The following is a 17,419-nucleotide window of genomic DNA, read 5'->3' on the forward strand; positions in this document are numbered from 1 at the left end:
GTAACGCCCAATCTCACGAGCGAACGAGAACGCCATGCTTGTCAGTACCGCCGCAATCGCCTTGGCGCAAGCCGACAGAATCCTGTTCAAGATGTGCAAGCACTACGCCATCAAGGTGAGAGTCAAGTTTGACGAGAAGGCCGCCGCCATCGATTTTCCGTATGGCAGATGCCATATAACGCGCACGGATGACGTACTGAGCATGCGTTGCGAAGCCGAGTCAGCGGAAAAGCTGGAGAAGATTCAGGACGTCATGGACGAACATCTGGCGCTCATGGCACGCAACAAGCAACTCGTGATCGACTGGCAGCGTGCTTGATCCCCTGCCCGCTCTCTTCGCCGTCTATGCATTTCTCCCGTGGGACGCCACCTCATGCTGCAAACAAGTCAACGCATGCACACTACCTCCGCGCAATACGGCATCTGGGTAGCACAACAAGTCGATACCCACGATCCTGGCTATCTAACGGCGGAAACGATCAAACTCGGCGGCACCCTGGACATGGCTGCGTTCATGGCCAGCGTGCAAGAGGTGCTTGACCACTGCGATGCGCTGCACATGCGTTTCGAGTGGGATGACGACATCCTGTGGCAACGCCGCCAGCCGGCCTGCACGCAAATGCCGCTGGTGGATTTCGGCGCGCAGGCCGATCCGGTGCGGGCTGCACAGGACTGGATGCAGACCTCCCTGTCCATCTGTTGCGACGTGACGTCGGACGCCTTGTATCGCACGGCGCTGTTCAGGCTCTCGGCGCAATGCCATTGGTGGTATTTGCAGGTACACCACATCGCACTCGACGGTTTCGGCTACAGCCTGATCCAGCAGGCCGTGGCTGCCCGCTACAACGCCCGCGTAACGCGCGCACCCCTGCCGCCGTTGCCCGATTGGAAGCTGGACAACGTCGTGGCCGCGCAAGCGCATTACAGGCAAACAGGCAAGTTCGACATCGACCGGGCATTTTGGCGTGAACACCTGCGTGAGGTGCCCTCTGCCGCACGATTGGCACCAGAGCAAGACTTCGGCAACACGGCGATCCGCCATACGTTGTTGCTGGATCCGGCGCACGTCAAGGTCTTGCGCGCCGCCGCCGAAGCCGCTCGGGCCGATTGGGCCGCATGGATACTCACGGCCATCGGCATGTGGCTCGGCAAGCAGGCAGGCCAGCGGCACCTGACGTTCGGCCTGCCGGTACTGAACCGGCTAGGCACGCCAGCGCTGAGTGTGCCGTGCATGGCGATGAATATCGTGCCGCTGAGCGCGCATGTGCGCGCCGAGGCGTCGCTGCAGGCGCTGGTGGCCGAAACTGTCGGCAGGCTGCGCGCGATCAAACCCCATCTGTACTATCGCTACGGATGGATACGCGGCGACCTGGGACTGCTGGAGAGCAACAAGTTCCTGTTCAACCAGGCCGTCAACCTGATGCCGTTCGATCGGCAGGTAGCCTTCGCTCATCTGTCCAGCGAAACGCGCCCCGTGAGCGGGGGGCCCGTCAAGGACTTGAACGTGACGCTGGCCGTGCGCAACGGCGCATGGCACGTGACACTGGAAGCCAATCCCAACGCCTATGACGTGACGCGGCTGACGGCGCTGGCCGGCAGTCTGTCCGAGTGGCTCTTTGCGCTGGCCAGCCACGCGCCCGATGCGGCCCTGGCGCCGTTGCTGGGCGATATGCCGTCGCTGTCGATCTGCCGGGGCGAGCCGCTGGCCAAGCCGGCACTCGACGTGATCGCGTTGCTGCAACGAATGGCGGCGCGCTACCCCAACCAGATCGCCATCGAATCGAACGGCGCTCGCCTGGACTACCAAAGCCTCCTGAAACAGGTCGAGGCGTTGGCTGCCGCGTTAGCGCAGCGCGGCATGAGCGAGCACTGCCGGATCGCGGTACTGGCACCGCGCTCGCCGGCCGCTATCGTCGCGATGCTGGCTGTCCTGTGGGTGGGCGCGGTATTCGTGCCGCTGAATCCCGAGGGGCCCGCGCAGCGCACGGCGAGCATCCTGGCCAACGCGGCGCCCGACTTGGTGCTGACGCGTATGCCGTGGCAAGGGCTGGCCGGATCGCTGCCCGTGCTGGATCTGGATCAGGCCGGCGTCGTGATCGACGGCCCCGCGCGTTGCTGTTCGCCGCAACCGCAACATCCGGCGTATCTGCTATACACGTCGGGCTCCACCGGCGAGCCCAATGGCGTGCTGGTCGGGCGCGGGGCGCTCGCGCATTTTTTGGCCAGCACCCGTGCGGTGTACGGCATCGAGCCGGCGGACCGGGTGTTGCAGTTCGCTCCGCTGCATTTCGACACCAGTCTTGAAGAGATCTTCATCACGCTTTGCCACGGCGCTACGCTAGTCATGCGCGACGATGCGATGCTCGATTCGGTGACGGTGTTCGCCGCGTCGGTGAAACGCCTCGGCATCACCGTACTCGATCTGCCCACCGCGTACTGGCATGTGCTGGCGCATGCCCTGGATCCAGACACGGCACGTAAGCTGGATCGCCTGCGCCTGACCATCATTGGCGGCGAAGCCGCCCTGCCCGAGCGGGTAGCGCGCTGGCGAGACCTGCTGCCCGGACAGGTGCTGCTGAACACCTACGGCCCGACCGAAACCACCATCATCGCGACCACCGCGCGGCTGTGCGGTCCGCAAGCCGCATGGGAGCCCGGCGATGCCGTGCCTATCGGTTTGCCTCGTCCCGGCGTCGAAGCGCGCATCGTGGACGATCGCCTGTATCCCGTGGCGGCAGGCGTGCCGGGCGAACTCGTGTTGAGCGGCGACGCGCTGGCGCTGCATTATCTGCACGACCCACAACTCACGGCAGCGCGCTTTGTCCGCTTGCCCGATTGCGGCCAGCGCGCCTATCGCACCGGCGATCTGGCGCAACTGCAAGGCGGGCAACTGCGCTTTCTGGGACGCATGGATCATCAGGTCAAGATCAGCGGACTGCGCATCGATCCGCTGGAAATAGAAAACCTGCTGCTCGGCGCACCCGCTGTGCGCGAAGCGGCCGTGGTGCCGGTGCAGCGCGGGCCTGGCATATGCACGCTGGCAGCGTTCGTGGCGGGCACGGGCGACGTGCAGGCGCTGCGGGCGATGCTGGCCCAGTCATTGCCAGCGCCCGCGGTTCCGGACGCCTGGCATGTGCTCGAGCAATTGCCGCGCAACCCCAACGGCAAGACGGATCGCAAGGCCCTGTTGGCCCACGCCGCAGGCCGGATCGCGGACACGGATCTCGATGCGGACGGCGCGGGTGCGCTCGAGCGGCAGGTGATGCGGATCTGGCGTCAGGTGCTGGGCGACGTGCCGTTGACAACAGCATCGAATTTCTTCGATCTGGGCGGCAAGTCGTTGCAGGCGATGCAGACGGCCAGCCAGCTCGCGCTGGAGCTGCGCCGGGACGTGCCGGTGTCCATGCTGTTTCGCCACGGGACGGTGCAGGCGCTTGCCGACGCGCTGGCGGCGCCGCAGGCTTACCGGCCACAGGCCTTGCACGATGCCTTTGCGCCGTTGCTTCCCATCCAGACCGGCTCGTCCGCCGCACCGGCGCTCTTCTGCCTGCATCCGGCCGACGGGCTCGCCTGGAGTTATCTGCGTTTGGCGCGCCACCTGCCCGATATGACGGTGCATGGCCTGCAGATGTCGATGGCGCAAACGCTGGAGGCGCAAGACTTCGACGCGTTGGTCGAGGGCTACATGCAGCGTGTGCGTGCGTTGCAGTCTGACGGGCCGTACCACCTGCTGGGATGGTCTCTGGGCGGCGCGCTGGCCCATGCCGTCGCCGCCAGGCTAGCGCGGCAGGGCCACGCGATTGGCTTGCTGGCGCTAATGGACAGCTATCCCGCCTCGGCCTGGGCGGGGCACCCGCAGCCTATCCTGCGCGACGCGTTGCAGATACTGCTCACCGTCAACGGCGATTTCGATACGGGAGGACTGGCGGACGAAACGCTGCGTCAGCGGCTGTTGCGCACGAATAGCCCGTTCGCCGCGCTGGGCCGGTCCGGGCTCGACGCGTTCGCGCGGCAGACGCTGCGCCAGATGCAGTTGTTCCGCGCGAGCCAGACGCCATCGTATGACGGTGATTTGCTGCTCTTCCGGGCCTCGCTTAATCCCGGCCACTTACCTGGCCCCGACAGCTGGCGGCCGCATCTGCGGCCAGGCCGCTTGCAAAGCGTCGTGCTCGACTGCTCGCACGACGGCATGTCCGACCCAGCGCCCATGGCCGCCATCGGCGCAACGCTGGCTGCGCGCCTGGCATAGCCGGGCCGGCCGGCGACAGCTGCCGCATCCCCTCGTTCTACAGGAGTTTTATCGCATGGATAGCACCATCTCCGATTTCCCGGAATCCGTTGCCGTGGTAAGCGGCGCGGCCCAAGGCATAGGCGCGGCCGTGGTTCGCGCGCTCTGCGCGCGCGGCGTGACCGTCGCCGCGCTCGACATCCAGGCGGAAGTGCTGGAACAACTAGCGGCCGACGGTGCCGCAGCCGGGTATCGGATTCATCCTGTTAGGCTAGATATCGCCGATGGCGCCGCCGTGCGCGCTGCGGTGGATCGCATCGACGCGCAGATCGGCCCGATCGGCATGCTGGCCAACGTGGCGGGCATTTTGCGCGTCGCGAGCGTCGACGTCCTGCGCGACGAAGACTGGCACCGCAGCTTTGCCGTCAACATGCACGGCGTGTTCCACTTGTCGCGTGCAGTGGCGCAACGGATGATGCCGCGCCGAGCGGGCAGCATCGTCACGGTTGGCTCGAACGCGGCGTTCGTGCCACGCATGCAGATGGCAGCCTATGCGGCATCCAAGGCGGCTGCGCATCAGTTCACCAGATGTCTTGGCCTGGAGCTCGCCGAGCACGGCATTCGCTGCAACATCGTCGCGCCCGGCTCGACCGACACCCGGATGCAGCGCCAACTATGGACGGATAGGAACAGCAAGGAAGGCGTCATTGCGGGTTCGTTGCCCGCATATCGCACGGGCATCCCACTGGGCCGCATTGCAGATCCCGAAGACATCGCGTCAGCCGTGCTGTTCCTGCTATCGAACGCATCTCGGCACGTCACGCTGCACAGTTTGTGCGTGGACGGCGGCGCCACGTTGGGCGTGTGACTCCAGCCGAATCTCGTCAGCGCCCCAGTCACTCAATCAAAACGTAGTGACTGACTTCGCTTGTTATCGCTCCCCCACCAGTACCTCTCCCTTCAGGACCGCCATGTCCACCAAATCTACCCAGACAACGTCCGCAGCCACTCTGCCCGTCGCAGAGTTGATGCCGCTATTGATCACCAATCTCACGACCATGGGCGGCAGCTACGCCTTTATCGCCGTGGCGGGCCCGATGGCCCGCCTGATGCATCTGCAGGCCTGGCATGTCGGCGCCATCATCGGCATGGTCGGTCTGGTTTGGATCGTAACCGCCCGCCTCTGGGGCCGAGCCGTGGATGCACGGGGCCGTGTGCCAGTGCTTCGCATGGCGATCGTCGGCTTCACCGTCTCCTACGTACTGTTGGCGTGTTACGTCTGGTGGGCACTGCAAGGTGGTACGCATCACGTTCCTGCCATGGGCTTGAATATTGCGGCGCTACTGCTCACGCGCGCGGCGATGGGTGGCTTCTTTGCCGGCCTGCCCGTAGCGGCCACCGCCTGGATCGCCGACCACACCGCAGCCGAGTCACGGGCTGCCGCCATAGCACGATTTGGCGCAGCTGGCGCCATTGGCATGGTATTCGCTCCGCCCTTGGCGGGTTGGATTGGTCAATACAACCTATCCGTTGCGCTGCTCGTCTTTGCGCTGCTCCCGCTCGCCGGACTGCCATGGTTGGGGCGCCTGCAAGACACGCACAAACCACAAGCTCTACGCGCTCCGCAACGCCTGAAGATCACCGACATGCGCATCCGCCTGCCGTGGCTGAGTTCCTTTACGCTGTTCAGCGTCATCACGATGGCCAACAGCTCGCTGGGCTTTTTCGTTATCGACCGCCTGGACGTCCCGGCCCACCAAGCGGCCGCCGTTGCAGGCTATGCCCTGGGCTGCGCGGGGCTGGCCTTGATCCTGATGCAAGCGATTGTTGGCAGGCTGCCGCATGTCGCGCCCCAGCAATGGCTGCGATGGGGTGCATTGGCAGGTGCGGCGGGCTTTGCATCCGTCTTGCTGGTCGGACCAACGCAGCCGATGGCCGTGTGCCTGAGCTATTCCGTGGCCGCTCTGGGCATGGGCGCCGCGCTCCCGGCAGTTGCCGCGCTGGCTAGCAATGCTGTCTGCGCTTCCGAGCAAGGCGCTTGCGCCGGAGCCATGTCCGCCGCGCAAGGCTTAAGCATGGTGGTAGCGCCGCTACTCGGCACGGTGCTCTATGACCTGCTGCCGCACGCACCTTTTGCGTTGATCAGCATCCTGTTGCTGGTGCTGTTCGGCGCGACCTGGCGAGGCACACAGGAACATGTCGCGGCATGACGCTTGTCGCGTCCTGGTTCATTTCAGCAAGTGTGATTCCTCGCGCGTCGACAGCATGTCCATGGCAAGCCAGAATCTTTTTGAAATGGCCTCTAAATGGCGAGCATGAGCGGCGTTGCGATGGATCTCTCCATCAAGCAATCGCATGACCATCGCGCAAACGCCTTGCGCGACTCAGAATGCCCTCAGACGACAGACAGCGGCGAAGGCGCCAGATCGAGCATGATACGAAGCTCGACGTTGTCCGGATTGCGCGGCTGCCAAACGCGACCGATGACCACAAAGATGATTGGCTGTCCTGGGAACTGAATCAGGTCGCCGATCACGGGTGTTATCGCGCCGGTGTGGGGAGTCAGATCCAAGTCGATGTCTCTTGCCGCGGCTTGCGCGGCTGGGGTGAACTCAAGGGTGATCGTGAGTTTCATATGGACCCGTTCGTGGTTGAGAATATTGGATCATTGGATGCTTCCATTCTTCCACATTGCGCTGGCCCGCTCCTGCGCCACCGCGACCTGCTTGCGCGGCGCATGCGCTTTGCCGGCCTAGCTTTTCTGATTGGTGTGTTCGCCGTAGTAGAACATTGCCGAGCGGGCTGTGTGAGTTAGGAAGGATCGGCAGTCTTCGTCTCCGATGCAGATCTTGGAGCGTTCCGTCGCGGCGCCAAGCAATACCTCCTTCGCCGCGCTGTCGGCCCGATCAAGGGCGACGGCCCGTGCGCGCTGGTCGGTGAGATCGTCATCGACAAGGAAATAGCGCTTTGAGAGCAGATGCGAAAGCATGAAGTCACTCAGTGCCTCCTGTACCGATATCGACAAGCCAAACACTCTCTTCGGCATGTTTGCCGGATTAACGCCTCCCCAGTCATATGTCCCACCCTCTCGGTTTCGACGTGGGTTGACGGTGAATTTCGATGACATGGTACCGACCGCCATCACGTGAATGCGGTCTGTCGGTTGCCCCATGGACGACTGCGCTTCGTGGACCGCGAGCATGCCCGGCGCATTGGCGTACAGACCGCCGTCAACATATTGATTGTTGTTGAACGTATATCGTGGAAAGTATGCGGGCGCCGCGCTAGTCGCCATGGCGACATCTACCAGCCGGCATTTATGATCTCGCTTGAAATCCGGATGATGCGGCGTCTTGAAGATCTGCGGCCTGCCTGTCGAGTAATTGATCACCGGTATGATGACCGGATGCCTGCATGCTCCGAGGACTTGATCACCAAATATCATCTTGTCACGAAGCAGCGACTGCAAAGGTGCGGAAGAAAATGGTGCGCGCCAGATTCCCGCCAGAGACCAGCGCCGCTTGAAGATCAATCCCCCATGACTGGCGAGAAGTTCGACAATGCGCTGCGCAGGGATTTCCATCGCAATGGCCAATGCCAGGATGCCACCGATCGATGTGCCCGTGACAAGATCGAACCGAGTGGCGATTGGCGCGCCAATCTCTTCTTCGAAGTCAGCTAGCAATTTGGCCGTATAAAGGCCTCGGAAGCCTCCGCCTGACAGCGCCAGGATCTGAAACCGTCCGGAGTCTGCATTTGTCATTCGGGACCTCCTCGCCGGAATTTCGATGACACGTCTTTATCCCGTTGCGTCGCTGTGCAGCAAGAAGCATGATAATCACTTGTCGAAGCAGTTGTCAGCATTCAGAAATGCAGCCTGACGCTGGCGCCGCGCATGCAGATGGTCAACGAGGGCATGCAAGCCTAGGCCGGGGGGCGCAACAGATCAACCAAGCCCTGATAGGCATATTACGACTGCTATAGCAAGCTTATCGACGTGTATCTTGACATGCCCCCTGGATGCCGGACCATACGATATGATCGCCTTTCCGGGCGCAGTGACACAAAAGCATACGTTATGCCTGCTATTCGAAGCACATCGACAGGCGATGAAATCGCTGCTGAAATCGGTGCCCGCCTGCGCTCCAAGCGCATAGAACGCAACGTCACGATCGAGGACCTGGCGAAACGCGCCGGGGTCGGCCGGACCGCTCTGGGCGACCTGGAGGCCGGACGGGATGTGCGCGTATCCACACTGGTAAAGGTGATGCGAGCGCTGAGCATGATCGGCAGCCTGGACGCAGCCTTCCCGGATACCTTGCCACCAAGCGAAGCGCTGTCTGCGCGAGGCGAAGTCCGCAAGCGCGCCTACAAGCCCAAGGAACGATAGTTTGGTGACGCAAGGGAAGCCGCGCTCGCCGCGGCGCGCCCGTCCGGTACAAGGCGTTCCCGCGAGCGCCCATGTCCTCATGCGCGGTCAGACCGTTGGCGCCGTTATAGTGGGGCGCAACATGGAGCCTGCCACCGGCCTATGACCTGACGTACTCCGCAGGTGCGGGTTATGTGTTCAACGGCCGGGCGGCGCTGGCCCGGCTCTGGAAAGTGGCACCGAAGGAGATTGAGGCGCGCGCCGGGCGCCCGCGCATGTTTACACTCTGCGCGCGTAAGTGCAACCGTTGCCAAAGCGGCCCTGGTGCAAACCGGAGGGACGTACACGACGGTCGTGTCGCCGCGGGAGACCCGCTTCATCCACGGCGACACCTCACACCAGCTCAAGAGCGCCAGAGCGGCAGTTGCCGGGGACTTACATGCCAGCGGCTTCGAGCTCGCGGCCACGGGTTTCCGGCAGCGTCAGCGCGGCAATGATGAGCACGCCATAGGCCGCCGCGGCGAAGATGCCGATGCTGGCGCCGAGTCCATATTGCTTGGACAGCGCGCCGATCAGGAAGGGAAAGAGTGCGCCGACAGCCCGGCCGAAGTTGTAGCAAAAGCCCTGGCCGGAGCCACGCACCCGCGTCGGGAACAGTTCGGTCAGGAACGCGCCCATGCCGCTGAAAATGCCCGAAGCGAAGAACCCGAGCGGGAAGCCCAGCCAGAACATGGCGCCGTTGCTCAACGGCAGCATCGTGTAGCCAAAGGCAACCGTCATCGAACCCACCGCGAAGAGAATGAAGTTCGGCTTGCGGCCAAGCCTGTCGGTCAGATAGGAACTGACGAGGTAGCCGATCCACGAGCCGAAGATGATCATGGCCAGGTATCCCCCCGTCCCCATCACCGTCAGGTGACGCTCGGTCTTCAGGTACGTCGGCAGCCAGGTCGTGATCGCGTAGTACCCGCCTTGTGCGCCGGTCGCCAGCAGCGCCGCGCGCACCGTCGTCGACAGCAGCTTCGGGCTGAAGATCTCCGTGAAACGGGGACGATCGCTCGCCTTGCCTTGCGCCGCCTTCTCTTTTTCGTAGACGTCCGGCTCCTTCACGTAGCGGCGGATGACCACCACCAGCAGCGCCGGAAGCAGGCCGATGAGGAACAGCGCGCGCCACGCCAGTTCGGCCGGCAGGACCGAGAACAGCACGGAGTACAGGATGGCCGTCAGACCCCAGCCAATCGCCCAGCCCGATTGCACCAGGCCGACGGCCTTGCCGCGATCCTTGGCGCGGATCACCTCCCCGATCAGCACGGCGCCGGCGGTCCATTCACCGCCGAAGCCGAAGCCCATCAGTGCGCGCGCGGCCAGCAGTTGCTCGTAGTTCTGCGCCAGCCCGCACAGGCCGGTAAAGACCGCGAACCACACCACCGTCAATTGCAGCGTGCGCACCCGGCCGATGCGGTCCGACAGGATGCCGGCGGCCCAACCGCCCAGTGCCGAAGCCAGCAAGGTGAGCGTACCGATGAAGCCGGCGTCGGCCAGGCTGATACCCCAGGTAGCGACCAGCGTCGGAATGACGAAGGAGAGCATCTGCGTATCCATGCCGTCGAGCATATAGCCGACCTTGCAGCTCCAGAAGGCGCGCTTCTGGCGAGACGATGCATCGCCGTACCAGGAGAACAGGTTGCCGCCGGCGTCGACAGACGCCGTTGGTGCAACGGAGGAAACCATTGCGGGATTGGCGGCGGCCGCCGCCGCGGGGGTCTTGTTGTCCATGAAACGCTCCTGGGCGCGTGGGTTGAACGGTCTTTCGCGCGGCTACCGGGGCCGGCCCATTGCCCATCGCCCATCGATGGATGAACGCAGCCCTCGGACTCGCGCGGATCTTTCGTTGGCCGCCGGTGGACTAGAACACGGCAAGCGAGGCGTTCTTGATATCGGTCACCAACATGTGGCCGGGCTTGTGCGCGATCGCCAGCGGCAACCTCGCGGCCATGATCGCGGTCTGAGGTGTGACGCCGCAGGCCCAGTAGACCGGCAGCTCTCCCGGCTTGATCGTGACGGGATCGCCGAACTCCGGCTTGGCCAGGTCTTCGATCCCCAGGTCAGCCGGGTCGCCGATGTGGATTGGCGCTCCATGGACGGCAGGGAAACGGCTGGTGATCTGCACGGCGCGAATCGCCTCGGCACCGCGCATGGGCCGCATCGACACCACCAGCTCGCCACCGAAAACGCCCGCGCGCCGGTTCGCAATCCTGGTGCGGTACATCGGCACGTTGCGGCCTTGCTCGACATGCCGCAAGGGGATGCCTTCCTGCGCCAGCATGTGCTCGAACGAGAACGAGCAGCCGATGGCGAACACCACGAAGTCGTTCTGCCACAGGTCGGCCAGCGATTCGGTCTCTTCGGCCAGCCGCCCGTCGCGATAGATGTTGTAAGCCGGCACATCGTTGCGGATGTCCACCTCGCGCCCGAGTACCGGCACATGCCATTGTCCCGGCTCACCGACGCCCAGCAACGGACACGGCTTCGGATTGGCCTGGCAGAAGCGCAGGAAATCGCTAGCGTACGCCGACGGCAGGATGGCCAGGTTGGCCTGGGCGTAGTCGCCGCAATAGCCTGCGGTGGGGCCACGGAACTGCCCGCTGCGCACGGTCCGGCGAAAGTCGAAAGGCATCAGGTCTTCGGGCATCTGCGTTCTCATGGCGTTATGACGTCGTCGTGGTTGCCTTGAACGATAGAGAGTAAAATTTTTTATCGCCAACGACTTTTTGTTGGCACCTATGTATAGAATTTCTTAACAACCTTACGGGTTTCCCCCTACCCGCACCGAGCTGGTGCCAAACCGGGATTAACGCCAACTGTCGGGATATCCCAAGCAATTTTGCGCCTTCTGCACCGATTCACTCCACAGCCGGATGAATACGCGATTCCTCGAAACCTTCGTCACGCTAGCCAAATTGCACAGCTTTCGTGCAACGGCAGCCGCGCTGCATGCGACGCCAGCTGCCATTTCCCAACGGATAAAGGCACTGGAAGATGAGCTGCAAACCGCGCTGGTCGACCGGGAGAGCCGCGAATTTCGATTGACGCCCAATGGCGAGTACCTGCTCGGGTACGCAAAGGGAGTGGTAGAGGCCGCACGGCGGCTGCAGGCCGCCGCCTCTGGCGACAGCAAGATCCGCGGGCGCCTGCGCCTGGGCGTGATCGAGACCGTGGTGCACAGCTGGCTGCCGAACTACATGCGACGGCTCGCCGCGGACTACCCACAGCTGGAAGTCGAACTGACCGCCGATGTGAGCGTGGTGCTCCAGCGCAGGCTGATTGCCGACGAGCTCGATCTCATCATTCGCGTCGAAGGCAGTGACGAAAGCAACGTGGTGTGCAATGCGCTCGCCAACTATCCCGTGCACTGGGTGGCGCGCGCAGGCTTGCTGTCGCACACGCGCGGCTCGCTTGCCAGGCAGGTGCTGCAACATCCCATCCTGACGTTCGGCCGGGGGACCGCGCCGCATCGCGCGCTGGAGGACATCGTGGCCAAACTCGCGGGAGCCCACGGTGTGCCGCTTTCGGAAACCCGCATTACCGGGTCGCCGTCGATTGCCGTGATCGTCCAGCTCGTGCGCGATGGTTTCGGCGTGGCCGCGATTCCGCGCCTGTTCGTCGACAAGCTGATCGAGAGCGGCGAAGTCGTGGAGTTGCCGCTGCAGCCCGCGCCTCCGTCCATCGTGGTGTCGATGTCGCGGCGTGCCGACGCGCCGCTATTCGTGCACGGCGCAGCCACCTCGGCACGCGCGGCCTGCGCGGAATACTGCCGCAACAGCAACAGGCGGCTGGTTGAGCCGCTGTGACGCCGCGCACTGGCTGGGCCCGGAGGCTGCCGACGGCCTTGCGGCCGGCGGCCTTCCCTGGTGCTTTCGCGCCCCGATTCAGCTCAGGGCTTCTTTGGCCGTACTGCGTCTGCCGTACCCTGGATGAAAGCCTGAATCTTCTCCACGTCCTGCGCGGTCAGCTTGCCGGTGAAATCCGGCATGCCCTGCTGTACGAAGGGACCGTTGAACACGATCTTGCCCAGATTCTCGATCAAGCCGGACCCGACGTAAGCCAGATTGGGGATATTGCCGCCCTTGTCCACCCCCGGCACGCCATGACAGAACACGCAGTTGTTGACGTACAGCTTCTGCCCTTCCTGCACATGGGCGGGGTTGTACTTGACGCCGGACAACAACTCGGCCATCGGATATGCTGCCGCTTCGGCGGCCTTGGCCTTGCCGCCCACGGCAAACGTGTAGACCGTGCCGGGTGCCTTGCGGTCGGTGGCGCGTGCGCTCAGGCCGAACACGCCACCCCACCCTACCGCAATCGACACGTACTGCTTGCCGTCGACCAGGTAGGTGACCGGCGGGGCCACAACCCCCGTACCGACCGGCGCCTCCCATAGCTTTTCGCCATTAGCCGCGTTATAGGCGATGAAGCGGCCGTCCGCGGTGCCCTGGAACACCAGGTTGCCGGCCGTGGTCAGCGTGCCGCCGTTCCACGGCCCCGTATAGTCCTGGTGCCAGACCACCTTCTGCGCGATCGGGTCCCATGCGATCAGCCTGCCAAACGGCTTGCTCGTCGGTGGCTCGGCATTGACCAGCATGCCGAGATTCCATCCTACCCCGCTGTGCGCTTCCTGAGAGTCCTTCTGGTTGCGCGCCCACGCCTTGTCGTCCGCCAGGGTCAGGGGCACGTGCTGCGCCGGAATATAGGCCAGGCCGGTGCGCGGGTTGAACGACATGGCATGCCAGTTGTGCGCGCCGAACGGGCCAGGCACCACGTCGACCGGCTTGAGGCTGGTATTGGCAAGCGGACTCTCGACCGGCCGCCCATCCTTGTCGTAGCCCGTGGCCCAGTTCACGTCGACGAAGTTCTTCGCCGAGATGAACTTGCCGTTGGTGCGGTCGATCACGAAGAAGAAGCCGTTCTTTGGCGCGTGCAGGATCACCTTGCGCGGCTGGCCGTCGATCTTGAGGTCGGCCAGGATGATGTCCTGCGTCGAGGTGTAGTCGGAATTGTCGCCCGGCGTTTCCTGGTAGTGCCAGACGTATTCGCCGGTATCGGGATTGAGCGCCACCACCGAGGCCAGGTAGAGATTGTCGCCGCCGCCGGGGCTGCGCAGCTTGCGGCTCCAGGGCGCACCGTTGCCGGTGCCGATATACATCAGGTTCAGCTCGGGGTCGAAGGCCATGGTGTTCCACACGGTGCCGCCGCCGCCATTGAGCCAGTATTTGCCGCTCGGGTCCCAGGTGCCGGCCGCGCGGGCCATGGCCTCGTTCTCGAACGGCTTGGCGGGGTCTCCCGGCACCGTGAACCAGCGCCACCGCTGCGCACCGGTCTCGGCGTCGTAGGCGGTGATGTAGCCGCGCGCGCCGTACTCCGCCCCACCGTTGCCGATGATGACCTTGCCCTTGTACACGCGCGGCGCGCCGGTGATGGTGTAGGAGAACTTGTGATCCGCCACGGTGTCCTGCTCCCACGCCTTCTTGCCGGTCGCGGCGTCGATGGCCACCAGCCGGCCGTCGAAGGCACCGACGAAGACCTTGCCCTTGTAGACCGCCACGCCGCGGTTCACCACGTCGCAGCAACCCTTGTAGCCGAGATTGCGCGGCACCTTGGGATCGTAGGTCCAGAGCCGCTTGCCGGTGCGCGCGTCGATGGCATGGACGACGCTCCACGGCGCCGTCACATACATCACGCCATCGACCACCAGCGGCGTGGCCTCGACCCCGCGCGTCGATTCCAGGTCATAGGACCAGGCCAGGCCCAGCTGCGCGGCGTTGCCGGTGTTGACCTGGTCGAGCTGGCTGAAACGCGTTTCCGCGTAGTCCAGCCCGTAGGAAGGCCAGTTGGCGGTGCCGCGCTCATTGGCGCGGATCGCCGCACCGTCGATACCTGCGGTGATGGCACGCACCTTTTGCACAGTGAGTGCCCTGGCGGGCGCGGCGTCGGCGCCGAGCGCCGCGCCCGCCGGTGATGCCAGCGCAACCGCCGCGAACGTTCCCAGCCACAGCGCGGCTGCCCTGTCCTGCTTGCTCTTGCTCCTGCTTCTTCTCATCATGGTCTGCTTTCCTTGTCAGGTCCGGTCAAAATACTTTGAGCACGCGAAGATTGAAACGGCTGCCTTCCATCGGCCCGTTGCGCACCGAGATGTCCTGCCCATAGGTGCCCAGCACCTGTACGGTCGGCGTCGGGAACCACGCCATCCCCAGTGAAAACTTGGAACTATTGGTGTTGTCGTTGCGGGAGACGCCGTTCACCTTGCTTTCGCCGCCGGCCGTGTAGGACAGCCCGCCGCGGATGTCGAAGGTGTCGGTGAAGTTGTAGCGCAGCCAGCCCTGGCCCTGGAACAGCGGGGCTTGCTTCAGGGTGGCCGAGGCCGCGCCAAACTTGTTGTTGTCGCCATAGAAGGTCACGTCGGCGATCAGGTCGAGGGTGAACTTGCCGACCAGGGGCGTGATGTAGCCTGCCTGCAAGGCGAACTTCCAGCGGTTCTCGCCAAGGTTGAGTGCCCGTTCCTTGTCGTAGCTGCCAACCGGCACGTAGAGGAACGGCGTCATGCCGAAGTACCGCTTCTGCTGCGGCTGGTTGACCAGCCATACGGTCGCGGCCAGGATCGGATCGCCCATGCCGCCACTGCTGCCGAGCCCGCTCAGCTGGTCGCGCCCGCGCAGGTTGCCGAACGGCAGCAAGATCTGCGGGTCGACGGTAAAACCGGCGATGTCCATGAAATGCACATAGCGCGCGATGCCGATATCCGAGTTCAGGTTGCCGCCGGCCACCTGCCTGCCGCTGGCGTAGACCTTGTCACGCTCCGCGTGCTGGTAGTAAAGCATGCCCAGGTTGGTGCCCGCCGGCAGCGCGGTATAGTCGCCGGCGTCCACGTCGATGGCGTGCGCGGGCGCTGCCGCCAGCAGCAGGGCCGCGATGACGCTGCCATGGCGCAGGGCCGAACGCGTCCTCCGGCGCATGGCCGGTCCTTGTTGTTGCATGTCTCCTCCATTTTTTGTTGTGTGCCCATGCCGCGGCACAGCCAGAGGGCCGTGCCGGGTCTGACGGGCAGGATGCCGCAGGCGCTCAGGCTGCCTGCTGGCGCGCGATATTGATCACGCTCAGTTGCGCATATTCGGCCAGGCCCTCGGCGGCGAACTCCACGCCCACGCCGGACTCCTTGGCGCCCACCAGGGGGATGTGCGGGCCGAAATGCAGGTGATGGTTGACCCACGCAGTGCCCACGTCGAGCCGCTGCGCCACGGCATAGGCACGCGCCTGGTCGGACGACCAGACCGAGCCACCCAGGCCGTAGGGCGAGCCGTTTACGCGCGCCACGGCATCGTCCAGGTCTTCGTACCTGAGCACCGGCAGGATCGGCGCGAACTGTTCCTCGGCGACCAGCGCATTGGTGTCGGGCAGGTCGCGCACGATGGTGGGCGCGATGAAGTAGCCGTCGCCCTTGAGCGCGGCGCCGCCGGCCAGCACCTTGCCGTCGCGCCGGGCCGCGGCCAGGAAGCGGCCGGCCTTGTCGAACTGCATGGCGTTCTGCAACGGCCCGAGGGTCACGCCGGGCTCGGCGCCGTTGCCAACCACGGCCTGCCTGGCCAGTTCGGCCAGCGCATCGCAAAGCGCGTCATGGATGGAGGCATGCACGTACAGGCGCTTGAGCGCCAGGCATACCTGCCCGCAGTTGTAGAAGGCGCTGCCGAAGATCCTGGGCGCGATTTGCGCCACGTTGGCGTCGTCGAGCACGATCGCACCGTCGTTGCCGCCAAGCTCCAGCGTGATGCGCTTGAGGCGGGGCCCGGCGCTTTCCATCACTTTCTTGCCCGTCGCGGTGGAGCCGGTAAACGAGACCTTGGCCACGTCGGGATGCGACGTCAGCAGGCCGCCCAGATCGTTGAGATCGGTGATCACGTTGAGCACGCCTGCTGGGAAGATGCCGTTGGCGATGGCGCCGAGCTGCAGCGAAGCCAGCGGCGTGGTCGGCGCGGGCTTGAGCACCACGGTATTGCCCATCAGCAGCGCGGGCGCGATCTTGTAGGCGGCGATCAGCACCGGGAAATTCCACGCGGCAATGGCGGCGACCACGCCCAGCGGCTTGTGATGGACTTCGATGCGATGGGTCGCATCGTCCTGCACCACCGATACCGGCAGCTCCATGCCGGCGATATGGCGCACGAACGCCAGCGCGAACTGCAGCTCCTGGCGTGCCTCGGCCAGCGGCTTGCCCTGCTCCAGCACCAGCGACGCGGCAAGGTCTTCCGCGTTGGCCGCCATTTCGTCAGCGAAGCGCAGCAGCAAGGCCCGGCGCGCTGGCAGGCCGAGCGCCGCCCAGGCCGGCTGGGCCGCCTTGGCCGCCGCCACCGCCGCGTGCGCATCGCGCTCGGTCGCGCGGGATACCGTATTGAACACCTTACCCGTGGCGGGATTGATCACGTCCAGCAGGGCCCCGCCCTCGACCAGCTTGCCGCCGATCACCAGTGCTGCATTGCTTGGCATATTGTCTGTCTCCTCTGTCTGTGCAGGTAGCGCTCATGCGCTCGTACTGCTAACTGCAAAGGGCGTGCCCGGCGCATCGTGCGTGTGCGCGCTTGCCGTCGCATCCACGCCATCCCGCGCGTTGCGGCCGCTCCCCAGGCCCAATGGATGTGGGTGTACGTGCAAGCGGCGCCGTATTGCTGTCTCAAACTGCGCCGGTGTCTCGACACAACTGAGACACGCAGGGAAAAGAAAAAGCCCCCGATAACCGCGCACGCGATCATCGGGGGCCCTGAGAGAGGATGCTAGTC

At 64.4% G+C, this 17,419-nt stretch carries 13 protein-coding genes; 6 read left to right on the forward strand and 7 right to left on the reverse strand.

Annotated elements, in window-relative coordinates; all coding sequences use genetic code 11:
* Positions 1-34: 34 nt before the first annotated feature.
* From AC1RQK_RS08440 to AC1RQK_RS08455, 4 genes are all read left to right on the forward strand, one after another.
* A complete protein-coding gene (locus tag AC1RQK_RS08440; RefSeq protein WP_492372512.1) occupies positions 35-319 on the forward strand; it encodes a DUF2218 domain-containing protein in 285 nt (94 codons plus the stop codon).
* 75 nt (positions 320-394) lie between these two features.
* Positions 395-4,249: an amino acid adenylation domain-containing protein gene (locus AC1RQK_RS08445; RefSeq protein ID WP_492808489.1), complete on the forward strand. Its 3,855-nt coding sequence runs from the start codon at positions 395-397 to the stop codon at positions 4,247-4,249.
* Between the two features lie 55 nt (positions 4,250-4,304).
* Complete coding sequence (locus AC1RQK_RS08450; protein WP_492808491.1) at positions 4,305-5,096, forward strand: 2,3-dihydro-2,3-dihydroxybenzoate dehydrogenase; 792 nt, start codon at positions 4,305-4,307, stop codon at positions 5,094-5,096.
* A 46-nt stretch (positions 5,097-5,142) separates the two neighbouring features.
* The gene (locus AC1RQK_RS08455; RefSeq protein WP_492808493.1) at positions 5,143-6,438 is read left to right on the forward strand and encodes an MFS transporter; all 1,296 of its coding nucleotides are present in this window, start codon (positions 5,143-5,145) and stop codon (positions 6,436-6,438) included.
* A 185-nt stretch (positions 6,439-6,623) separates the two neighbouring features.
* Here AC1RQK_RS08455 and AC1RQK_RS08460 read toward each other — a convergent pair whose 3' ends face one another.
* A complete protein-coding gene (locus tag AC1RQK_RS08460; RefSeq protein ID WP_492808495.1) occupies positions 6,624-6,863 on the reverse strand; it encodes a hypothetical protein in 240 nt (79 codons plus the stop codon).
* A gap of 117 nt (positions 6,864-6,980) precedes the next feature.
* Positions 6,981-7,991 (reverse strand): CBASS cGAMP-activated phospholipase, encoded by a 1,011-nt coding sequence (locus tag AC1RQK_RS08465; RefSeq protein WP_492372507.1) that lies wholly within the window; start codon positions 7,989-7,991, stop codon positions 6,981-6,983.
* A gap of 315 nt (positions 7,992-8,306) precedes the next feature.
* Here AC1RQK_RS08465 and AC1RQK_RS08470 point away from each other — a divergent pair, with 315 nt between their 5' ends.
* Positions 8,307-8,618, forward strand: a complete 312-nt coding sequence (locus AC1RQK_RS08470) for a helix-turn-helix domain-containing protein (RefSeq protein WP_492372506.1) — start codon at positions 8,307-8,309, stop codon at positions 8,616-8,618.
* 414 nt (positions 8,619-9,032) lie between these two features.
* Here the strand turns inward: AC1RQK_RS08470 and AC1RQK_RS08475 are convergent, their stop codons facing one another.
* Together AC1RQK_RS08475 and AC1RQK_RS08480 are read right to left on the reverse strand one after the other, a co-directional pair.
* Positions 9,033-10,325, reverse strand: a complete 1,293-nt coding sequence (locus tag AC1RQK_RS08475) for an MFS transporter (protein WP_492372533.1) — start codon at positions 10,323-10,325, stop codon at positions 9,033-9,035.
* A gap of 175 nt (positions 10,326-10,500) precedes the next feature.
* The gene (locus AC1RQK_RS08480; protein ID WP_492808677.1) at positions 10,501-11,274 is read right to left on the reverse strand and encodes a putative hydro-lyase; all 774 of its coding nucleotides are present in this window, start codon (positions 11,272-11,274) and stop codon (positions 10,501-10,503) included.
* A 238-nt stretch (positions 11,275-11,512) separates the two neighbouring features.
* Here AC1RQK_RS08480 and AC1RQK_RS08485 point away from each other — a divergent pair, with 238 nt between their 5' ends.
* Positions 11,513-12,445: a LysR family transcriptional regulator gene (locus AC1RQK_RS08485; RefSeq protein WP_492808498.1), complete on the forward strand. Its 933-nt coding sequence runs from the start codon at positions 11,513-11,515 to the stop codon at positions 12,443-12,445.
* Between the two features lie 83 nt (positions 12,446-12,528).
* Here the strand turns inward: AC1RQK_RS08485 and AC1RQK_RS08490 are convergent, their stop codons facing one another.
* The 3 genes from AC1RQK_RS08490 to AC1RQK_RS08500 all read right to left on the reverse strand — a co-directional run bounded on the left by AC1RQK_RS08490 (position 12,529) and on the right by AC1RQK_RS08500 (position 17,129).
* On the reverse strand, positions 12,529-14,694 hold the full coding sequence (locus AC1RQK_RS08490) for a PQQ-dependent dehydrogenase, methanol/ethanol family (RefSeq protein WP_492808500.1): 2,166 nt from the start codon (positions 14,692-14,694) through the stop codon (positions 12,529-12,531).
* 25 nt (positions 14,695-14,719) lie between these two features.
* Positions 14,720-15,625: a transporter gene (locus AC1RQK_RS08495; protein WP_492808502.1), complete on the reverse strand. Its 906-nt coding sequence runs from the start codon at positions 15,623-15,625 to the stop codon at positions 14,720-14,722.
* A gap of 85 nt (positions 15,626-15,710) precedes the next feature.
* On the reverse strand, positions 15,711-17,129 hold the full coding sequence (locus AC1RQK_RS08500; protein WP_492808504.1) for an aldehyde dehydrogenase family protein: 1,419 nt from the start codon (positions 17,127-17,129) through the stop codon (positions 15,711-15,713).
* Between the last annotated feature and the right edge of the window lie 290 nt (positions 17,130-17,419).

The sequence above is a fragment of the Cupriavidus sp. GW822-FHT02D05 genome (genome assembly GCF_058802485.1).